Source organism: Streptomyces sp. NPDC048420, assembly GCF_040651535.1.
Lineage (GTDB): Bacteria > Actinomycetota > Actinomycetes > Streptomycetales > Streptomycetaceae > Streptomyces.
Genome location: NZ_JBEZKG010000012.1, coordinates 303,286 through 320,499, shown reverse-complemented (window position 1 = coordinate 320,499; position 17,214 = coordinate 303,286). Strand labels below are relative to the sequence as shown.

The 17,214-nt window shown below is 70.8% G+C and carries 21 protein-coding genes; 12 read left to right on the top strand and 9 right to left on the bottom strand.

Annotation, left to right across the window (positions count from 1 at the left end; translation table 11 throughout):
• Positions 1–57: 57 nt before the first annotated feature.
• Entirely contained in the window at positions 58–858 is an 801-nt protein-coding gene (locus tag AB0D34_RS24545) for a response regulator transcription factor (RefSeq protein WP_362664722.1), read from the bottom strand.
• A gap of 119 nt (positions 859–977) precedes the next feature.
• Here AB0D34_RS24545 and AB0D34_RS24540 point away from each other — a divergent pair, with 119 nt between their 5' ends.
• From AB0D34_RS24540 to AB0D34_RS24530, 3 genes are read left to right on the top strand one after another with little or no spacing between them, the layout of a single operon-like run.
• Positions 978–1,838 carry an alpha/beta fold hydrolase gene (locus AB0D34_RS24540; protein WP_362664720.1) on the top strand — a complete coding sequence of 287 codons (861 nt, stop codon included), beginning with the start codon at positions 978–980 and terminating at the stop codon, positions 1,836–1,838.
• A gap of 39 nt (positions 1,839–1,877) precedes the next feature.
• Positions 1,878–2,132: a MoaD/ThiS family protein gene (locus AB0D34_RS24535; RefSeq protein ID WP_123761663.1), complete on the top strand. Its 255-nt coding sequence runs from the start codon at positions 1,878–1,880 to the stop codon at positions 2,130–2,132.
• A gap of 2 nt (positions 2,133–2,134) precedes the next feature.
• A complete protein-coding gene (locus AB0D34_RS24530; RefSeq protein WP_362664718.1) occupies positions 2,135–3,253 on the top strand; it encodes a hypothetical protein in 1,119 nt (372 codons plus the stop codon).
• A gap of 142 nt (positions 3,254–3,395) precedes the next feature.
• Here the strand turns inward: AB0D34_RS24530 and AB0D34_RS24525 are convergent, their stop codons facing one another.
• From AB0D34_RS24525 to AB0D34_RS24500, 6 genes are all read right to left on the bottom strand, one after another.
• Complete coding sequence (locus AB0D34_RS24525; RefSeq protein ID WP_362664716.1) at positions 3,396–3,653, bottom strand: DUF3099 domain-containing protein; 258 nt, start codon at positions 3,651–3,653, stop codon at positions 3,396–3,398.
• A 77-nt stretch (positions 3,654–3,730) separates the two neighbouring features.
• On the bottom strand, positions 3,731–4,018 hold the full coding sequence (locus tag AB0D34_RS24520) for a DUF1416 domain-containing protein (RefSeq protein WP_007382995.1): 288 nt from the start codon (positions 4,016–4,018) through the stop codon (positions 3,731–3,733).
• A 59-nt stretch (positions 4,019–4,077) separates the two neighbouring features.
• Positions 4,078–4,917, bottom strand: a complete 840-nt coding sequence (locus AB0D34_RS24515; protein ID WP_362664714.1) for a sulfurtransferase — start codon at positions 4,915–4,917, stop codon at positions 4,078–4,080.
• 117 nt (positions 4,918–5,034) lie between these two features.
• On the bottom strand, positions 5,035–5,115 hold the full coding sequence (locus tag AB0D34_RS24510) for an Ms5788A family Cys-rich leader peptide (protein WP_350751515.1): 81 nt from the start codon (positions 5,113–5,115) through the stop codon (positions 5,035–5,037).
• A 200-nt stretch (positions 5,116–5,315) separates the two neighbouring features.
• On the bottom strand, positions 5,316–6,044 hold the full coding sequence (locus AB0D34_RS24505; RefSeq protein WP_362664712.1) for a DUF2993 domain-containing protein: 729 nt from the start codon (positions 6,042–6,044) through the stop codon (positions 5,316–5,318).
• Positions 6,045–6,178: 134 nt separating this feature from the next.
• Entirely contained in the window at positions 6,179–6,541 is a 363-nt protein-coding gene (locus AB0D34_RS24500; RefSeq protein WP_055617547.1) for a DsrE family protein, read from the bottom strand.
• Positions 6,542–6,710: 169 nt separating this feature from the next.
• Here AB0D34_RS24500 and AB0D34_RS24495 point away from each other — a divergent pair, with 169 nt between their 5' ends.
• The 7 genes from AB0D34_RS24495 to AB0D34_RS24465 all read left to right on the top strand — a co-directional run bounded on the left by AB0D34_RS24495 (position 6,711) and on the right by AB0D34_RS24465 (position 13,828).
• Complete coding sequence (locus tag AB0D34_RS24495) at positions 6,711–7,460, top strand: hypothetical protein (RefSeq protein ID WP_362664710.1); 750 nt, start codon at positions 6,711–6,713, stop codon at positions 7,458–7,460.
• Positions 7,457–8,302 (top strand): hypothetical protein, encoded by an 846-nt coding sequence (locus tag AB0D34_RS24490; protein WP_362664708.1) that lies wholly within the window; start codon positions 7,457–7,459, stop codon positions 8,300–8,302. Before AB0D34_RS24495 ends, AB0D34_RS24490 begins: the two co-directional genes overlap by 4 nt.
• Positions 8,303–8,772: 470 nt before the next feature.
• Positions 8,773–9,579, top strand: coding sequence for a hypothetical protein (locus tag AB0D34_RS24485; protein WP_362664841.1), 807 nt, complete (start codon positions 8,773–8,775; stop codon positions 9,577–9,579).
• Between the two features lie 224 nt (positions 9,580–9,803).
• Positions 9,804–10,379, top strand: a complete 576-nt coding sequence (locus AB0D34_RS24480; RefSeq protein ID WP_362664706.1) for an FABP family protein — start codon at positions 9,804–9,806, stop codon at positions 10,377–10,379.
• 28 nt (positions 10,380–10,407) lie between these two features.
• Entirely contained in the window at positions 10,408–10,860 is a 453-nt protein-coding gene (locus tag AB0D34_RS24475) for a transcriptional repressor (RefSeq protein WP_362664704.1), read from the top strand.
• Positions 10,861–10,870: 10 nt separating this feature from the next.
• Complete coding sequence (locus AB0D34_RS24470; protein WP_362664702.1) at positions 10,871–11,836, top strand: folate-binding protein; 966 nt, start codon at positions 10,871–10,873, stop codon at positions 11,834–11,836.
• Between the two features lie 192 nt (positions 11,837–12,028).
• Positions 12,029–13,828 carry a helix-turn-helix transcriptional regulator gene (locus AB0D34_RS24465; protein WP_362664700.1) on the top strand — a complete coding sequence of 600 codons (1,800 nt, stop codon included), beginning with the start codon at positions 12,029–12,031 and terminating at the stop codon, positions 13,826–13,828.
• A 12-nt stretch (positions 13,829–13,840) separates the two neighbouring features.
• On the opposite strand, the gene dtd is transcribed toward AB0D34_RS24465, so the two are convergent.
• Positions 13,841–14,266 carry a D-aminoacyl-tRNA deacylase gene (gene dtd / locus AB0D34_RS24460; RefSeq protein WP_053846071.1) on the bottom strand — a complete coding sequence of 142 codons (426 nt, stop codon included), beginning with the start codon at positions 14,264–14,266 and terminating at the stop codon, positions 13,841–13,843.
• A gap of 159 nt (positions 14,267–14,425) precedes the next feature.
• Here dtd and AB0D34_RS24455 point away from each other — a divergent pair, with 159 nt between their 5' ends.
• Positions 14,426–15,040, top strand: a complete 615-nt coding sequence (locus AB0D34_RS24455) for an aerial mycelium formation protein (RefSeq protein ID WP_362664698.1) — start codon at positions 14,426–14,428, stop codon at positions 15,038–15,040.
• 436 nt (positions 15,041–15,476) lie between these two features.
• Positions 15,477–16,730: a GNAT family N-acetyltransferase gene (locus tag AB0D34_RS24450; RefSeq protein WP_362664696.1), complete on the top strand. Its 1,254-nt coding sequence runs from the start codon at positions 15,477–15,479 to the stop codon at positions 16,728–16,730.
• A gap of 208 nt (positions 16,731–16,938) precedes the next feature.
• Here the strand turns inward: AB0D34_RS24450 and AB0D34_RS24445 are convergent, their stop codons facing one another.
• Entirely contained in the window at positions 16,939–17,124 is a 186-nt protein-coding gene (locus AB0D34_RS24445) for a hypothetical protein (protein ID WP_057608742.1), read from the bottom strand.
• Positions 17,125–17,214: the final 90 nt, after the last annotated feature.

Genomic DNA, 17,214 nt, shown 5'->3' with positions numbered 1-17,214 from the left:
CGCGAACGGCTACCGGGAAGTACGCCGCGCGGGAGCCATGCCCAGGCGGAGAGCCCGCTATGCCTCGGCCGCTACCTCGGAGGCGTCCAGGGCGGCGCTCTCGTCCGCATCCTCCGTGTTTGCCGGGCCGGAAGCGTCGGTCAGGGCGCCCTTGGCCTTGGCGTCCTCGCCCGCAGCGACGCTGCCCTTCTCGGGCGTAACAAATCGATAACCGACGTTCCGGACGGTCCCGATCAGCGACTCGTGCTCGGGTCCGAGCTTCGCGCGCAGCCGTCGTACGTGGACGTCGACCGTCCGGGTGCCGCCGAAGTAGTCGTAGCCCCAGACCTCCTGCAGCAGCTGCGCGCGCGTGAAGACGCGGCCCGGGTGCTGGGCGAGGTACTTCAGCAGCTCGAACTCCTTGAAGGTGAGGTCGAGGACCCGGCCCTTGAGCTTCGCGGAGTAGGTCGCCTCGTCGACCGACAGGTCGCCGTTGCGGATCTCCATGGGGGAGTCGTCGTTGACGATCTGCTGGCGGCCCATGGCGAGACGCAGCCGCGCCTCGACCTCGGCCGGGCCGGCGGTGTCCAGAAGAACGTCGTCGATGCCCCAGTCGGCGGTGACGGCGGCGAGGCCGCCTTCGGTCACGACCAGGATGAGCGGACAGCCGGGGCCGGTGGAGCGCAGCAGCTGGCACAGGCTGCGCACCTGGGGCAGGTCACGGCGGCCGTCGATGAGGATGACGTCGGCACCGGGGGTGTCGACGAGAGCGGGGCCCTCCGCCGGAGCCACACGCACGTTGTGCAGCAGCAGGCCGAGGGCCGGCAGCACCTCCGTCGACGGCTGGAGGGCGTTGGTCAGGAGCAGCAGAGAACTCATATGTCTGGTTCCTCCTCGGTCCCGCGAGGGTCGTAGCTTTCGTATACGGGAGTATCCGAAAGCACAAAAGGACCCGGGGGCTGCGTTGCCCGAGTCCTCTTCCGACGAGAATAGCCCACATGAGCATTGATCCGGCAGGTCGTGTGGCGCGTTCCACGGCTCGTCCGCACTCTGAGACGCGCAGACATGCACCTATACGGACGTTTCTGCACACCGACGACGGCGTGACGATCGATTCCGTATACGATCCGCCCTCCTTCGTATACGACACATCCGCGCCACCCTCCCGTATCCCGGTGTTCGTGATCGCGCACGGATTCACCGGCGATGTGGATCGCCCGCACGTTCGGAGGGTGGCGGAGGCGTTCGCGCGGTACGGCGCCGTGGTCACCTTCTCCTTCCGCGGCCACGGAGCCTCCGGCGGGCGCTCGACGGTCGGCGACCGCGAGGTACTCGATCTGGCCGCGGCGGTGGCGTGGGCGCGCGAACTCGGCCACACGCGCGTGGCGACCGTCGGCTTCTCCATGGGCGGTTCGGTGGTGCTGCGGCACGCGGCCCTGTACCGGCAGGAGCACGCCGGCCGCACCCAGGCGCACTCGGACGCGGTCGTCTCGGTCAGTGCACCGGCCCGTTGGTACTACCGCGGCACCGCCCCCATGCGAAGGGTCCACTGGCTGATCACCCGCCCCGAGGGCCGCCTGGTGGGCCGCTACGGCTTCCGCACCCGCATCCACCACCGTGACTGGGACCCCGTCCCCCTCTCCCCGGTGGAGGCGGTCCCGAAGATCGCCCCCACGCCCCTCCTCATCGTCCACGGCGACCGCGACGGCTACTTCCCCCTCGACCACCCGCGCATGCTCGCGCAGGCCGCCGGCGACCACGCCGACCTGTGGATCGAGCCGATGGGCCACGCCGAACACGCGGCCGACGACGAGCTGCTGGGCCGTATCGGGGACTGGGCTGTCACAGCGGGCGGCTAGCCTGGGCCCCGTACAACCACCGATCGATTGAGGAAGCGGATGCCAAAGGTCACGGTGCGCTACTGGGCCGCCGCGAAGGCCGCGGCCGGTCTCGCCGAGGAGCCGTTCGACGCGGCCACGCTCGCCGAGGCGCTGGACGCCGCACGCGAGCGACACCCCGGTGAACTGGTGCGCGTCCTGCGGCGATGCTCGTTCCTCGTCGACGGTGACCCCGTGGGCACCCGCGGACATGAGACGGTACGGCTGGCCGACGGCGGCACGGTCGAGGTGCTCCCGCCGTTCGCAGGAGGGTGACGATGACGAACCAGCCGTACGAGGGCTACGACCAGTACCCGCAGCAGGGCTGGCCGGCCCACGCCCAGCAGGGCTACGAGGACCCGCAGGCCGCCCAGCAGCACACGCAGCAGTGGCGGGGCCAGACCTGGGAGACCCAGGTCCACGCACCGCTCGCGGACGCCCCGCAGACGGCGTACCTGCCGCAGCAGTCGTACGAGGCGGAGCCCCAGGGATACGGCGCGGCGCAGCCGACCCCCGCTGACCACTCCGCCTACGGCTCCGCGGCCGGGGCCCCCGGCCAGGGTGCCTATGGACCCGCGCCGACGGCTCCCGGTTCCGCCTCCTCCGACTACGGCCGCGCCACCCTCGCCGGCAACGCCCGCGTCACCGACGCCCAGCGGGCCCGTCTCGAAGGCCGGTCCCCGATCATCGAGCCCGGTGTCCAGCCCGCGGCGCTCACCGCGCTGCTCGGGCTGCTGCTCTCCGGAACGGCGGCCGTCGGGTCGTACGCCCTCCTCGTACCCCTGGTCGTCCTGCAGGCCGTCACCGCGGCCGGCTGGTTCCGGCTGAACGGCATGTGGCCCGCCCGTCAGGGCATCGCGCTGGCGTTCCTCGGGGCGCTGGTGTCGGACGCGGCACTGCTGGCGGCGGGCCGGTCCAACGCGCCCGCCGCGATCCTCGGGACCCTCGGCGTCTGGGTCCTGCTCAGCCTGGTGCTCCAGCTCCGCTCGCACGCCGACCCCGACGAGCGGATGTACGGCCTGATGGCCACCGTCGCCTCGGCGGCGCTCGCGATCGTCGCGACCGGCTATCTCGCGGCCGACCCCGACGCGGTCTCCGTCGGCGCGGCCGCGGTGGCCGTCGCCGTCCTGGCCCGCGCGCTGCCGCTGCCGACCCCGGCCTCCGTGGTCGTCTCGCTGCTCGCCGCGGCGGGCGCGGGCATCGCGGTGGGCGGGATCACGGGCCTCGGCGCGAAGGGCGCCCTGCTCGGCGCGGGCGCCGCGGTCTGCGCCCTGATCGGCCACCGTGTCGCGAGCTACGACTACCCCTCCCGCTTCGTCCACTTCACAGCGGGCGTGGCCCTGCCGCTGGCCGCGGCGGCTCCGGCGGTGTATGTGCTGGGGCGGGCGATCGGCTAGCCCGCCGGGGCGGTCTCGGTCCACAGGCAGACGACCGCCCGCGTGGTCTCGGCCGCCAGGAGGGCGAGGCCGTTCAGGCCGATGGGGTCTGGGGCCCAGCCCCAGTTACGGGCACCCCGGCGCCGGGCCGCTTCCCGGAGGGTCAGCGCCGCCTCTTCCCGTCCAGCTCGTCCCACCACTCGTCGGACTTCGGGTCGCCGGAGGGGTCGTCCCACCACCGGTCGTCGGGCCCGCGCCGGTTGGCCACTATCGCGGCGAGCGGCGGGATCACCATCGCCACCACGCACATCCCCACGGCCACCGGCATCGACCAGAGCCGTACGACACCCCAGGCCAGGACGAACAGCCCGACGCAGGTGCCCATCATGGCGAAGTAGACATGACGCCGTCGTGCCAACATACGTCCAGCGTAGGCCGGAGAAGGCCGGAGGGCCGTACCCCAAGGGGTACGGCCCTTCAGTCGGTCGGACAGATGCCTCAGACCGCGATCGCGACCTCGGCGAGCCCGCCCTGCTGCGCGACGACCGTACGGTCGGCGGTGCCGCCCGGAACCAGGGCGCGGACGGTCCAGGTGCCCTCGGCCGCGTAGAAGCGGAACTGGCCCGTCGCGGAGGTCGGGACCTCCGCCGTGAACTCGCCGGTCGAGTCCAGGAGGCGGACGTAGCCCACCACAGGCTCGCCGTCACGCGTCACCTGACCCTGGATGGTCGTCTCACCGGGCTTGATCGTCGAGGCGTCCGGGCCGCCGGCCTTCGCTCCACACATGTCTTTCTCCAAAGAGGGGTCTGACCGGAAGGAAGGCCGGTCGGGTTGGACGGGGTGTCTTACTTGTTGGCGCCGAGCTCGATCGGAACGCCGACGAGGGAGCCGTACTCGGTCCAGGAGCCGTCGTAGTTCTTGACGTTCTCGACACCGAGCAGCTCGTGCAGCACGAACCAGGTCAGGGCCGAGCGCTCACCGATACGGCAGTACGCGATGGTGTCCTTGGCGAGGTCGACCTGCTCCTCGGCGTAGAGCTCCTTGAGCTCCTCGTCCGACTTGAAGGTGCCGTCGTCGTTGGCGTTCTTCGACCACGGGATGTTGCGGGCGCTCGGGACGTGACCCGGACGCTGCGACTGCTCCTGCGGCAGGTGGGCGGGGGCGAGGAGCTTCCCGCTGAACTCGTCGGGGGACCGGACGTCGACGAGGTTCTGCGAACCGATGGCCGCCACGACGTCGTCGCGGAAGGCGCGGATGGACTTGTCCTGCGGCTTGGCCTGGTAGGAGGTCTCGGCGCGCTCGGGCACCTCCTCGACCAGCTCGCGGGCGTCCAGCTCCCACTTCTTGCGGCCGCCGTCCAGAAGCTTGACGTTCTCGTGGCCGTAGAGCTTGAAGTACCAGTAGGCGTAGGACGCGAACCAGTTGTTGTTGCCGCCGTAGAGGACCACCAGCGTGTCGTTGGCGATGCCCTTCGCCGACAGGAGCTTCTCGAAGCCCTCCTGGTCGATGAAGTCACGGCGAACCGGGTCCTGCAGGTCCTTGGTCCAGTCGATCCGAATGGCATTGCGAATGTGGTTCTTCTCGTAGGCGGACGTGTCTTCGTCCACCTCCACGATCGCGATGTCGGCGTTGTCGAGGTTGGCCTCGACCCAGTCGGCGTCGACCAGGACGTCGCTGCGGCTCATGCTCTTTCTCCTCCGGGGCAGTTGCGGCGGGGCGTGCGGAAGGGTGCGCGGGGCGCACGGATGCCCGAGGGTGCCGAGGCACCGGGGCAGGGGGATGCGGAGGTCGATGCCGTCCGCTCAGAAGGGGCGACAGAGCATGGCGGCGACGCGGCACAGGTCTACTGCCCGCCGCTTCGTGAGATCCGCCTGTCGCTTCATGCCGTCGATCGTAGGGACGGACATACCGGCATGTCACCGGTGTGTCGCATGCTGAGATGCGATCGTCCGGAATGTGGGACCAGAGAGCCGCCCGGGCTGGGCTCCCACGGTTCCCGGGCGGATGTAGCCGTCATCACATCTACGGTACGGACGTCGCCGTCTCGCCTGTCGGACGTAGGACGTCCCGCCCGACGCTCGTCCTACCCGGCCAGCTTCACGTTCGAACCCCGCACCGTGATGTCCACACCATCCGCACCCGCCTCGACCTTGTCGAGCTTGATGCCGCCCGGCAGGCCCTCGATCTTCTGGTCGAAGTCCGTGATCGAACGGACGTCGGAGTCGGCGAGGGTGATGGTGCCGAAGCTGGGGATCGAGTCGGCGCGCACCCGGACGGTGTCCCCGTCGACGACGGAGACGGTGCCGAGCACCGTGACGGGCTCCTTGAGGGCGCTCACCTCGATGTCCACCTTGATCTTGCCGTTGCCGCCGTCGGAGAGGCCGACCACCTTGGCGGTGATGCCCAGCGGAAGCTGGGTCTCCTCGGACTTGGCGGCCTTGAGCAGCTGGTCGTAGGTGACGGTGGCCGTACCGGCGGCGGTGTTCGCGGTGGCGGAGCTGTAGTCGCCGGAGAACGCGACGCCCTTCATGTCCGCCTTGAGGTCGTCGATGCGGATGCTGCCGCCGCTGGTGCCGGTGTCCGCGTCGTAGCTGTCCATCCCGACCTCGACGTTGTCGAGCTCGCCGCCGGCGACCTGGGTCAGGAACGGGAAGCCCTTGATGTCCACGCTCGGCGTCGTGGCCAGCCCTTCCTGCGTCTTCAGCCGGTCCGCGACCTCGCCCTCCGCGAAGTGGACCGCCAGGCGGTCGGCGGCGACGAACAGCCCGCCGAGAATCACGGTGATGATCAGAAGTATTCGCAGGGCGCGCATGCGGTGGGTCCCCCAGAGCGGCGGTCGTGTTGACGGACGGGTGGCCGTCGAGCGTGAGAGTAGTCCCGCCGGGTAAGCGGTCCGCGAATTTGTCGATCACCTGTGACAGGCCGTGGGCCCGCCCGGTGGACGATTCAGTAGACCAGCGCCTGCGTCTCGTCGGCGAGCGCCTCCTGTACGAACACCTGTGCCCCCGCGATCCGTACGCCCTCGATGACGTCCTTCTCGGTGATGTCCCGGCGGGCCGCGCACTGTGTGCACAGGGTGAGCCGCCCGCCCGCGAGGATCGAGTCCAGCAGGTCGGGCAGCGGGGCCGCGTGCGGCAGCTCGAACTCGGCGGCCCGCCCCGGCAGCGCGAACCACGCCGACTCCCCGGTCAGCCACAGCGACACATCCACCCCGCTGGCCACGGCCACCGCCGCCACGGTGAACGCCTGGGAACAGCGCTCGGGGGCATCGGCCCCGGCGGTCACCTTGATCACGAGCTTCTTCGCCATACGGGCAGCGTAGGTGCTGCCGCAGGGCTTCACTGATGCCGCCCGGGCCGTGTTCGTTGCGGATGTGGCCGGATCGTGATCAACCTCCAGCGCAACTCTGGGGGTTGAGCAGGAGTCTCCTGTGGAGCGCGCATACGGAATGCGCGCTTCACCTCTTGTGGGGGACGCGTTGGAAGTACCCGAGGTACCCGAAGTACCCGTAGCGAGATCCGGTCGGCGCCGCCGGGGTCGTACGACACTGCTGATCGCCGCCGCGGCCGTACTCGGGGTCGTCGCCGGAAGCTGTACCGGCTATCTGATCCAGGCCGACCGGGAGCCGACGAAGCTGCCCTCGCTCTCCCAGCCGACCCTCGCCCAGGCCAAGGGCCCGGCGCCCGACCCGCTGTCCGCCTCCCAGGACCGCCGGGTGAAGACCGACGGCGACCTGCGCAAGCTGCTGCTGAAGAAGCCGTCCGGGGCCAAGGCGGCCGACTGGGCGAGCGGTGACGGCTGGATGACGCTGGCCGAGATGGCGGAGACGTACGACAAGCCGGCCGGAGCGTTCAGTGACCTCGTCGCCGAGGAGTTCCGCCGCGCGGCTGACACGGGCTGGCAGGTCGGCGGCACCTACAACGTCGAGATCCGCCTCGCCCAGTACCGGCAGGAGGAGGAGCTGCAGGCCTCCGACCTGGCCGACAGTGAGAACTACTACGAGGACTCCGAGTCCGGCACCAAGAGCTGGCCGGTTCCGGGCAGCGACAACGGCATGGTGTACGTCCACACCAAGCCGGACACCAAGCCCGGTTATCTGCCGCAGTACAACGCCACGGCCGTCGCCTGGCGTGGGGACATCGTCATGAAGATCTTCGTCTGGGACACCAGGCCCATCCCGAAGGCGAAGATCATGGACCTGGCCGAGCGGCAGGTGAAGAAGCTGTGAGCGAGATCGAGAACCAGCGGGTGGGAGAGGTCGGTCCCGCCGAGCTCACGGCGTCCACCGAGCCCGTCGAGCCCCTGGCGCCCGCGAAGAAGCCGGTCCCTCGGGGCCGTGTCGCCGCGGTGGTCGGGTCGGTGGTGCTGGCCGTGGCGGTCGTCGCGGGGGTCGGCTACACCGTGGTCACCGTTGACGGCGCCGACCGTGACGCGGGTGCGCCCGTGTGGAAGTTCCCGAAGAACCAGGCCGCCGGGGAGAAGGCGGCCGCCGCGAAGGGGCTGTCGGCGATGCTCGTGCCGTACGGCGCCGACGGGTGGAGCCGGGGGCCCGACATCGGGGAGTACGGGTACGACGCCGAGCTCAGCGGTGCGAAGGCCACCGCTCTGCGCAAGGAGTCGTTGAGCGGGCTGCCCCGTACCCAGCGCAAGGAGTTGGAGAAGCAGATCGACAAGCAGCGGCTCACGGGGATCGCGATGCGCAGCTACCTGAGCACCGACGAGCTCTCCTCCGTCTACACGGACAGGGCCTCCACGGTGACCATCGAGCTGGTGCAGCTGGACAACAAGGCGGCGGCGCGGGGGATCACGGAGTTCCAGAACGAGTTCCTCGACGCGTTCGACGACGTCCTGCGCGACGGGCCCCGGATCGAGGGCCACAAGGACGCCCGCTGCTTCCTGCCGCCGACGGACAAGGACGAGAAGCTGGACTCGATGTTCTGCTCCGCCCTGCAGGGCAACGTCCTGGTCAGCCTCACCGCGGACAGCGCGAAGCCCATGCAGCAGCACGGGATCGCAATGCTCATGCGCGAACAGCTCGACCGCATCGCGGAGCCGGGGGAGTCGGTATGACCGAGCAGACGGAAGACAAGACCGCCCGGCTCGAAGCGGCGAAGCCGGTCGGTGGGGTCGGTCGGGTTGAGACTCCGGAGCTGGTTGGCGAGGCTGAGCGGGCAGAGTCCTCGGATTCGGTCGGTGGGGTCGGTCGGGTTGAGACTCCGGAGCTGGTTGGCGAGGCCGAGCAGGTAGAGACCTCGGAGCCGGTCCGTGGGGCCAGGCAGGCAGAGACTCCGGAGCCGGTTGGCGAGGCCGAGCAGGTAGAGACCTCGGAGCCGGTCCGTGAGGCCGGGCAGGCAGAGAGCCCGGAGCCCGTCGGCGCGGCCGGGCAGGTGGAGGTGGTGGAGTCGGTCGACAGGGCCGAGCGGCGTCACCAGGGCGAGGCGGCGGAGCGGATCGCCGAGACTGAGCGCGTCGGTCGGCCCGAGCCGGGCGAGCCGCAGGACGGCGGGCCGTCACCCCGGAGCGCCGAAGCCCCGTCAGTCATCCCCGAACCCATAGCCACCCCAGAGCCCGCCCTCACTCCCCGAAACCGCCGTGTCCTACGAGCAACCCTCCGCTGGACCGCCGCCGTCCTCACCTTCGCCGCGTTCGGTGCGGGGACCGCGTACGGCATCGCCGGGATGGAGCGGACGGACGTGCCGGGGCTGGCGACGGTGTCGGACGGGCGGTGGGTGTATCCGACGTTGACGAAGGCGCCGTTGCCCTCGGGCAGTCCGGGGCCGCTCGCCGCCGAGAACAAGGCAGGCAGTCACTACGCCGATCTGCGGGCGCTCGTGCTGCCCGCGCCCGAGGGGGCGACCGTCGACAAGGCGCTCAGCGGAACCGACGGCTGGCTGCCGACCAAGGACCTGCTCTCCGAGTACCCCGACAAGGGAGATCGCGAGGAGCTCGGCAAGACGTTCTCCGAGAACGGTCTGCGGCACATCGCGGCCCGCGGCTGGACCACTCCCGACGGCACGCGCACCAGGATCTACCTGCTCCAGTTCGACACCGCGGCCGTCGTGGACGACCTGTTCGGCAAGGACATCGCCCCCTACGGCAGCCCCGGCTACGCACTGCGCGACGCCCCCGACTCCGTCTCCGACGAGGACTTCCCGGACGCGGCCCGGATCACCGACATCACGGCCTCCGTCTACGTCGAGTCCAAGCCGTACGGCAGGGAACAGACCCGCCACGCCTACCTCGGTGCCGGCGACGTACTCGCCCTGGTCGTCCAGTCCCGCAAGGGCACCGCGAACCCCGTCCCCTTCCACCAGACGGTGGCCCTCCAGGAGCAGCTCCTGGGCTGAGCCCCGGTAGGGGACCTCGCACAGTCCCCCGGGCCCCGGCCGCGTAAGCTGGGGCCCGGCCCGTGTACATGCACCGCACCCCGCTCATCCGAGGAGCACCCCGTGGAGATCTTCTTCGAAGCCCTGCTGGTCCTGGTCTGCGTCGGCGTCCTCGCCTTCTCCTACCTGACCGTGAAGAAGCTGTACCAGGGCCAGCGCTGACCCCCGTCTAGGAACCGCCACTCATGATCGAGATCCCGTCCGACCTCCACAAGGACCTCGTCCCGCTCGCCTTCCTGCTCGGCAACTGGGCCGGCGCGGGCGTGCACGACTTCCCGGGCTCGGAGAAGTGCAACTTCGGCCAGGAGGTGACCTTCCGCCACGACGGCCGGGACTTCCTGGAGTACGAGTCCCACACCTGGGTCCTGGACAACGACGGCAACAAGGTCCGCCCGCTGGAGACCGAACACGGCTTCTGGCGCATCGACGCCGACCGCAAGGTCGAGGTGACGATGGTCCGCGACGACGGCGTGGTCGAGATCTGGTACGGCGAGATGGCCGACCAGAAGCCGCAGATCGACCTGGTGACCGACGCCGTCGCGCGTACGGCCGCCTCGGGGCCGTACTCCGGTGGCAAGCGCCTGTACGGCTACGTCAAGAGCGACCTCATGTGGGTCGGCGAGAAGCAGACCCCCGAGGTCGAGCTGCGGCCCTACATGTCGGCCCACCTGAAGAAGGTCGTGACCCCGGAGGAGGTCGAGCGCTGGGCGAAGGCCCTTCCCGACGATATGCCGGACGACGGGATCGCTTTCTTCAAGTAGTTCCGACAAGTAGTTCTAGACTTCCAGTGTGGTGAGCACCGACTGGAAGAGCGACCTCAGGCAGCGCGGGTACCGGCTGACCCCGCAGCGCCAGCTTGTCCTCGAAGCTGTGGACACCCTGGAGCACGCGACCCCCGACGACATCCTCACGGAAGTGAAGAAGACGGCGTCGGGGGTCAACATCTCGACGGTGTACCGGACCCTTGAGCTCCTGGAGGAGCTCGGGCTCGTCAGCCATGCCCATCTGGGGCACGGGGCGCCGACGTACCACCTCGCCGACCGCCATCACCACATCCACCTGGTCTGCCGCGACTGCGAGAACGTCATCGAGGCGGACGTCAAGGTGGCCGCCGACTTCACCGCGAAGCTCCGCCAGGAGTTCGGCTTCGAGACCGACATGAAGCACTTCGCGATCTTCGGCCGTTGCAGGGACTGCTCCCGCACGTCCCTTGAGCTCAAGAATTCAACTACCGAGTCGTAGGCTTGTGCATATGAAGAGCCCCCTGCTGTCCCTGCCCGGCGCCGTCCCAGCCGAGGGCGTGGACGAAGGCGTAGCCGCGCACTACGGCGATCTGTTCCGCGAACAGCGCGCCCTCGCCGACGGCACCGGATTCGTCGACCTCTCCCACCGCGGGGTCGTCTCCGTCACCGGCGACGACCGCCTCAGCTGGCTGCACCTGCTGCTCACCCAGCACGTCAGCGACCTCCCCACGGGCCAGGCCACCGAGGCGCTGATCCTCTCCGCCCACGGACACATCGAACACGCCCTGTACCTGGTCGACGACGGCACCACCGTCTGGGCCCACGTCGAACCCGGCACCCAGGGCGCGCTGATCGCCTACCTGGAGTCGATGAAGTTCTTCTACCGGGTCGAAGTCGCCGACCGCACCGACGAGTTCGCGGTCGTCCACCTCCCCGCCGGCTCCATCGCCGAGGTGCCGGAGGGAGCCGTCGTACGCGAGACGCCGTACGGCCGTGATCTGTTCCTGCCGCGCGCCGACCTGGAGTCGTTCGCCGGGAAGTCCGGTCCCGCGGCCGGTCTGCTCGCCTACGAGGCGCTGCGTGTCGAGCATCACCGCCCGCGTCTCGGCTTCGAGACCGACCACCGCACCATCCCGCACGAACTGGGCTGGATCGGCACCGCCGTGCACCTCCAGAAGGGCTGCTACCGCGGCCAGGAGACCGTCGCCCGCGTCCAGAACCTGGGCAAGCCGCCCCGTCGCCTGGTCTTCCTGCACCTGGACGGCAGCGAGGTGCACCTGCCGCCGGCCGGCACCGACATCCGGCTCGCGGACGAGGGTGCCGACGGCCGCAAGATCGGTTTCGTGACCACGTCCGTACGGCACCACGAACTCGGTCCGGTGGCGCTCGCCCTGGTCAAGCGGAACGTCCCGGTGGACGCGCGGCTCGTCGCCGACACGACGGCCGCGGCCCAGGAGGTCGTCGTAGAGCCGTAGGTCCCGCCTCTCCGGTCGTGAGCGCCCCGCCCCCCGTACGGGGCGCTCCGCATGTACAGAGTGAGCCCGGCCGGGAAACACCGGGTGCGGTATGCCGTTGACAACCCATAATTTGGCAACGGGCAGCGACCGGGCGGACACGGGGAGCAAGTGTCCGGCGAACTGAGTGGCGAGGGGCCCGGGGGAGGCGCCATGACACCGGAAGAGGAATTCGCCGAGGCGCTGCGCATGCGCAGAAAGGCGGCCGGGCTCTCACTCGGCGGCCTGTCACGGCTCGTCAACTACAGCAAGAGCTACCTCAGCCGGGTGGAGAACGGCAGTCGGCTGCCCACTCCCGCGCTGGCCCGGGAGTGCGACACGGCCCTGCACGCGGAGGGCGAGCTGCTGGGGCTGCTGCCCGACCGGCCCGAGGCACCCGAGCGGCCCGAGCGCCGGCGGCGGGGCAGTCCTGCCCGCGAGACGCATGAGACGCATGAGACGCATGAGACACGTGAGACACGGGCCAGGCGGATCGCCTCCGGCGGTGCCGAGTTCGACCAGCTGATCCGCCGCGGCGACACCCGCCACCTGCTCGGCGACATGTACGAGGCGGGGCGGCTCTACCTCGCGGCGTACCGGGCCGCCGAGGGCGACGACCTGGCCCGGGCCCACGCGGTGGTGCGCTGCGCCCGCCGCTGGTCGGACCCCGGCCAGGTCGACCGGGACCTCCTCGCGCGGATCGACGAGTGCCTGAAGTCGCTGGCCGGCCGCGAGGACCTGCCCGCCGTGGAGTTACGGCTGCGCCTGAGCGCGCACCGCGTCAAGAAGCTCACCATGGGCGTCGGCGACGACACCGCGGTCCCCGGCGCCGAACCGGGCACCAGCGTCGACCGCGCCCGGGGCGTCCTGCGGGAGTTGCGCGAGAGGCTCCCCGCCGTCGGCGCCGAGACCCACTGCGAGGTCCTCACCGAATGCCGCTGGGCGCTCTACGACTTCGCCCCCGCCGGTGAACTCCTCGCGCTGTCGGCCGAGTTACGGGACGTGGCCACCCGCTCCCGCTCGATGTACTTCATGGGCGAGGCCCTGGTCGCCCTCGCCATCGACCAGTTGCGGGTGGGCCGGGTGACCGCTGCGGACGCGACCGTACGACGCCATCGCGAGCACGCCGCCCACCGGCACAGCACCCTCGCGCACTGGCAACAGGGCACGCTGGACGCCCTGATGAACCTGTGGCGGGGTGAGTTCGCCGCCGCCGAGGAGTGGATCCTCGGCGAGTCCAGGACGATCGCGGAGACCATGGAGCGGGAGCAATCGGTGCCCGCCGACACCGTCAGCCAGACCTGTCTGGGCCAGGCGTACTGGCTCCGGCACGAACAGGGCCGGATGGCAGACCTGTTCGGCTCCCCGCTGATGTCCGGCGTCCGGCGCCGCGACTACTTCCCGGTGTGGCGGGCGGGACTCGCCCTCGCCCTGTGCGAGACCGGCCGCCACGAGCAGGCAGCCGACCAGGTGCTCGCCTTCGCCGCCGACACCGGAGGGTTCACCAGGTTCCCGCCGAGCGGCTGGGCCCTGCCCACGGCGGCCGTACTCGCCCAGACGTGCGCCGAGTTGGCGGCGAAGGACGTACGCCTTCAGGAACTCCTGCCGTACGTCCCACCCCTGCGCGCCCTCCTCGACGCGCACCCCGGTGAACTGGTCCTCGCCGGCTGGCCGACCGTCCTGCTGGGCCCGGCCGCGCGCTTCAGCGGACTGCTGGCGCAGGTCGCGGGCGAGCCGGAGGCCGCGCTCGGGCACCTGCGGCGCGCGGTGCGCCTTGCACAGCACTCACCGGCGCAGATGGCGCGGCTGCGGCTGGACGAGGCGCGGGCGCGGGCACGTTCGGACTCCCGGGCGGTACGGGCGGATGCCCGTGGCCTCGCCCGCACCGCTCTGGGGACGGCCGAGGAACTCGGCATGGCGGCCGTGGCGCGGGACTGCCGGGAGTTCCTGCTGGGGGCGCCGACGGATGCGTAGATCCGGCGGAGCTCACATCTCCAGCAGGACCGTGAAGGGCCCGTCGTTCGTCAGGGACACCCGCATCCGCGCGCCGAAGCGGCCGGTGGCCACCGTGGCGCCCAGGGCGCGGAGTTGGGCGACGACCTCCTCGACCAGGGGCTCGGCGACCTCCCCGGGGGCGGCGGCGTTCCAGGTGGGGCGGCGGCCCTTGCGGGCGTCGCCGTACAGGGTGAACTGGCTGATCACGAGCAGCGGGGCGTCGATGTCGCTGCACGACTTCTCGTCGTGCAGCATGCGCACCGACCAGAGTTTGCGGGCCAGTTGGGCCGCCTTCTCCTTGGTGTCCTCATGCGTGACACCGACCAGGACGCACAGCCCCTCGCCGCTGATCTCCCCGACCGTCTCGCCGTCCACGACGACGCTCGCGCCGTCCACCCTCTGCACCACCGCTCGCATGCGCCCATCATGCCGGTCCGGTCGGAAGGGGCCGACCGCGGGTTTGTTTTTGCTCCTTAACCCCCCCATCTGGGGCCGTTCGGGGGCACTCGGTCACATAGCGGCCACTTGGGGTGGCACGATGCTTCCACACGCCGGTCGAGGGGACGGTTGAGGCGCATGAGCACACCGAGTACGGGGCAGCATTTCGGGCCCCTCCGCGAGGCGAGCCCGGGGACACCCCGGCCACCCGTGCAGCGGGCGGGCAGCCCGTTGCTGCCCCCGGAACCGCCCGAGCACGATCTCGCCACGCTGAGCCTGCCCGAACTGCGCACCCTGCGCCGGGACGCCCAGCGGGACGAGGCCGACCTCAGTTATGTCCGACGGCTGCTGCAGGGCCGTATCGACATCCTCCGCGCGGAACTGGCACGCCGGTCGCCGACGGGCGCGGTCGTCGAACACCTCGCGGAGGCGTCGGTGATGGAGCGCCTGTCGGAGATCCTCACCGACGCCCCGGCCCGCCACCGCTCCTCGGCCCGCCATGTCACGCTGGGCACCCCGTACGGCGAGGAGTACCGGCTGCTGGCCGCGGAGATGCTCGCCGAGGTCGAACTCTCGGACCTGGCGGCCCGCACCGACCTGGAGCTGAACACGGCGATGGGCCGGCTCGTGCGGTACGAGCAGCAGGTGTCCGGGCGCCGCCAGCGGTTGCAGCGGACGGCGGACGAGTCCAGCGGGGAGATCGCGCGGCGGTACCGGGAGGGGGAGGCGCAGGTGGAGGACCTGTTGACGTAGGGGGCGCCTGGCGGTTCGGTTCGGCGGGGTCCGTGTGTGGGCCTGTGGGCCTGTCGGCTCGGCGTCGCGAGGGCTTGGCGCGCGGCGGTGGTGGTTCGGTTCGGCGTGGCGGGGTCCGGCCCGCGGTGGTTCGGTTCGGTGCCTGCGGGGGTCCGGCCTTCGGTGGTTCGGTTCGGTGCTGCGCAGGTCCGGCGTTCGGTTCGGCGGGGGCCGTTTGTCGGCTCGGCGTCGCGAGGGCTTGGCGCGCGGTGGTGGGTCGGTTCGGCGTGGCGGGGTCCGGCCCGCGGTGGTTCGGTTCGGTGCTGCGGGGATCCGGCGTTCGCTGGCTCGGCTCGGCGCTGCGGAGGCTCGGCGTTCGGTGGCTCGCTCGGTGCCGTCGCGGCCGCGGTACGGAAAACGACGCGACACCCCGTCCCCACCGACCTACCGTGGCCCCATGAGTGCCCCAGCCGACATCGACGTCCGTCCGATCACCGAGGCCGAGTATCCCGAGTGGCTGCGGGCCGTGCATGCCGGGTTCCTGCGGGAGCCGGTCGTGGCGGAGACCGAGTTGGAGGCCCGGAGAAGTCAGTTCGAGCCCGGCCGGTTCGTCGGGGCCTTCGACGGGGACCGGTGCGTGGCGACCTTCCGCTCCTTCGCGCAGGAGGTGACGGCGGTCGGCGGTGAGTTCGTCGCCGCCGACGGGATCACCGGGGTCACCGTCACGGCCACTCACCGCCGACGCGGCCTGCTCACCCGCATGATGAGCCAGGAACTGGCGGCCGCGAAGGAACGCGGCGACGTCGTGGCCTCGCTGATCGCCGCCGAGTACCGGATATACGGCCGGTACGGCTTCGGGCCCGCGACCTCGGCCGCCGAGTGGACGATCGACATCCCGCGCTCCGGCCTCGACCCCCGTGGGCCGGACCTGTCCGACGGCGGCCGTATCGACCTGGTGGACCCCGACGACGTACGCAAGCTCGGCCCCGAGCTGCACGACCGGGTCCGCCGTGCCACGCCGGGTGTCGTCAGCCGCAGCGACTGGCTGTGGCAGGTCGAGACGGGCGCGGTGCGCGTCGACCCGAAGTGGACCGAGCCGTTCTTCGCGGTGTACCGGGCGGGTGACGGCACGGTCGAGGGGCTGCTGGCGTACGAGGTCGACGACAAGTGGGGCGATGCCAAGCAGCCGATGAACACCGCGAGCGTGCGGTCGATGCTGGCCTCGACCCCGGCCGCCGAGCGCGCCCTGTGGCACCACCTCTGCTCGATCGACTGGGTCAACCAGGTCAGGAGCGGTCCGCGCGCCCCCGACGACCTGCTCCCGCACCTCCTGCCGGACCCGCGTGCCGCCCGGATCACCACCCAGGCCGACTGGCTGTGGGTGCGGGTCCTGGATGTCGTACGGGCTCTGGAGGCGCGGACGTACGAAGGTGAGGGCGCGCTGGTGCTGGAGGTCGTGGACGGCGCCGGACTGGCCGGTGGCCGCTACCGGCTGGAGGTCTCGCCCGACGGCGCCTCCTGTAGGGCGACGACCGCGAGCGCCGATCTCACGCTGGACGTACGGGAGTTGGCGGCGCTGTGGCTCGGTGACGAGTCGGTGGCGCGGCTCGTGTCGCTCGGGCGGGTCCGGGAAGAACGAGTGGGCGCCGGCCGGGGGGCCGACGCCCTGCTGCGTACGTCCGGGCGGCCTTGGTGCCCGGACATGTTCTGAGGCTCCTTCCTGGCGACGACGGCTGACTGTTCATCCGTAGCGGTGCTCTTCAGTTGTGGCTGTGCCGGTGGAGCTCTTCGGTTGTCGGTGTTCAGTTGTGGCTGTGCAGACCGACCGGGCTCCCGGCTCCCCTCCAGGAGGGAGCCCGGTCAGCCGGATCCTGGGCCCGGCGGGCGGGCGTCATCCGGACTGGGTCATCCGGACCGGGTCATCCTGACTGGGCGAGCAGCATCACGAGGATGACCGCTCCGATGCCGCCGATCGCGACGTTCTTGGACTTGACGCCGATGGTCAGCGCGACGAACGCGACGATGCCCATCGCACCCCACTTCCACTGGACGAGAGCCTCGAAGCCGACGGCGAGGGCGGCGATGGCGACGGCGATGAACGGCATGACGGTCCCCCTTCGGGACTTGTGGCCCCTGTCGACCGCTGACTTGGCCAACCTTGTGAAGCTTTGACCATGTTTCTCAAGGTTGCTCAA

Coding starts and splice junctions, on each gene's coding strand:
- AB0D34_RS24545 (WP_362664722.1), bottom strand. CDS start 858: ATGAGTTCTCTGCTGCTCCTGACCAACGCCCTCCAGCCGTCGACGGAG.
- AB0D34_RS24540 (WP_362664720.1), top strand. CDS start 978: ATGAGCATTGATCCGGCAGGTCGTGTGGCGCGTTCCACGGCTCGTCCG.
- AB0D34_RS24535 (WP_123761663.1), top strand. CDS start 1,878: ATGCCAAAGGTCACGGTGCGCTACTGGGCCGCCGCGAAGGCCGCGGCC.
- AB0D34_RS24530 (WP_362664718.1), top strand. CDS start 2,135: ATGACGAACCAGCCGTACGAGGGCTACGACCAGTACCCGCAGCAGGGC.
- AB0D34_RS24525 (WP_362664716.1), bottom strand. CDS start 3,653: ATGTTGGCACGACGGCGTCATGTCTACTTCGCCATGATGGGCACCTGC.
- AB0D34_RS24520 (WP_007382995.1), bottom strand. CDS start 4,018: ATGTGTGGAGCGAAGGCCGGCGGCCCGGACGCCTCGACGATCAAGCCC.
- AB0D34_RS24515 (WP_362664714.1), bottom strand. CDS start 4,917: ATGAGCCGCAGCGACGTCCTGGTCGACGCCGACTGGGTCGAGGCCAAC.
- AB0D34_RS24510 (WP_350751515.1), bottom strand. CDS start 5,115: ATGAAGCGACAGGCGGATCTCACGAAGCGGCGGGCAGTAGACCTGTGC.
- AB0D34_RS24505 (WP_362664712.1), bottom strand. CDS start 6,044: ATGCGCGCCCTGCGAATACTTCTGATCATCACCGTGATTCTCGGCGGG.
- AB0D34_RS24500 (WP_055617547.1), bottom strand. CDS start 6,541: ATGGCGAAGAAGCTCGTGATCAAGGTGACCGCCGGGGCCGATGCCCCC.
- AB0D34_RS24480 (WP_362664706.1), top strand. CDS start 9,804: ATGATCGAGATCCCGTCCGACCTCCACAAGGACCTCGTCCCGCTCGCC.
- AB0D34_RS24470 (WP_362664702.1), top strand. CDS start 10,871: ATGAAGAGCCCCCTGCTGTCCCTGCCCGGCGCCGTCCCAGCCGAGGGC.
- AB0D34_RS24465 (WP_362664700.1), top strand. CDS start 12,029: ATGACACCGGAAGAGGAATTCGCCGAGGCGCTGCGCATGCGCAGAAAG.
- dtd (WP_053846071.1), bottom strand. CDS start 14,266: ATGCGAGCGGTGGTGCAGAGGGTGGACGGCGCGAGCGTCGTCGTGGAC.
- AB0D34_RS24455 (WP_362664698.1), top strand. CDS start 14,426: ATGAGCACACCGAGTACGGGGCAGCATTTCGGGCCCCTCCGCGAGGCG.
- AB0D34_RS24450 (WP_362664696.1), top strand. CDS start 15,477: ATGAGTGCCCCAGCCGACATCGACGTCCGTCCGATCACCGAGGCCGAG.
- AB0D34_RS24445 (WP_057608742.1), bottom strand. CDS start 17,124: ATGCCGTTCATCGCCGTCGCCATCGCCGCCCTCGCCGTCGGCTTCGAG.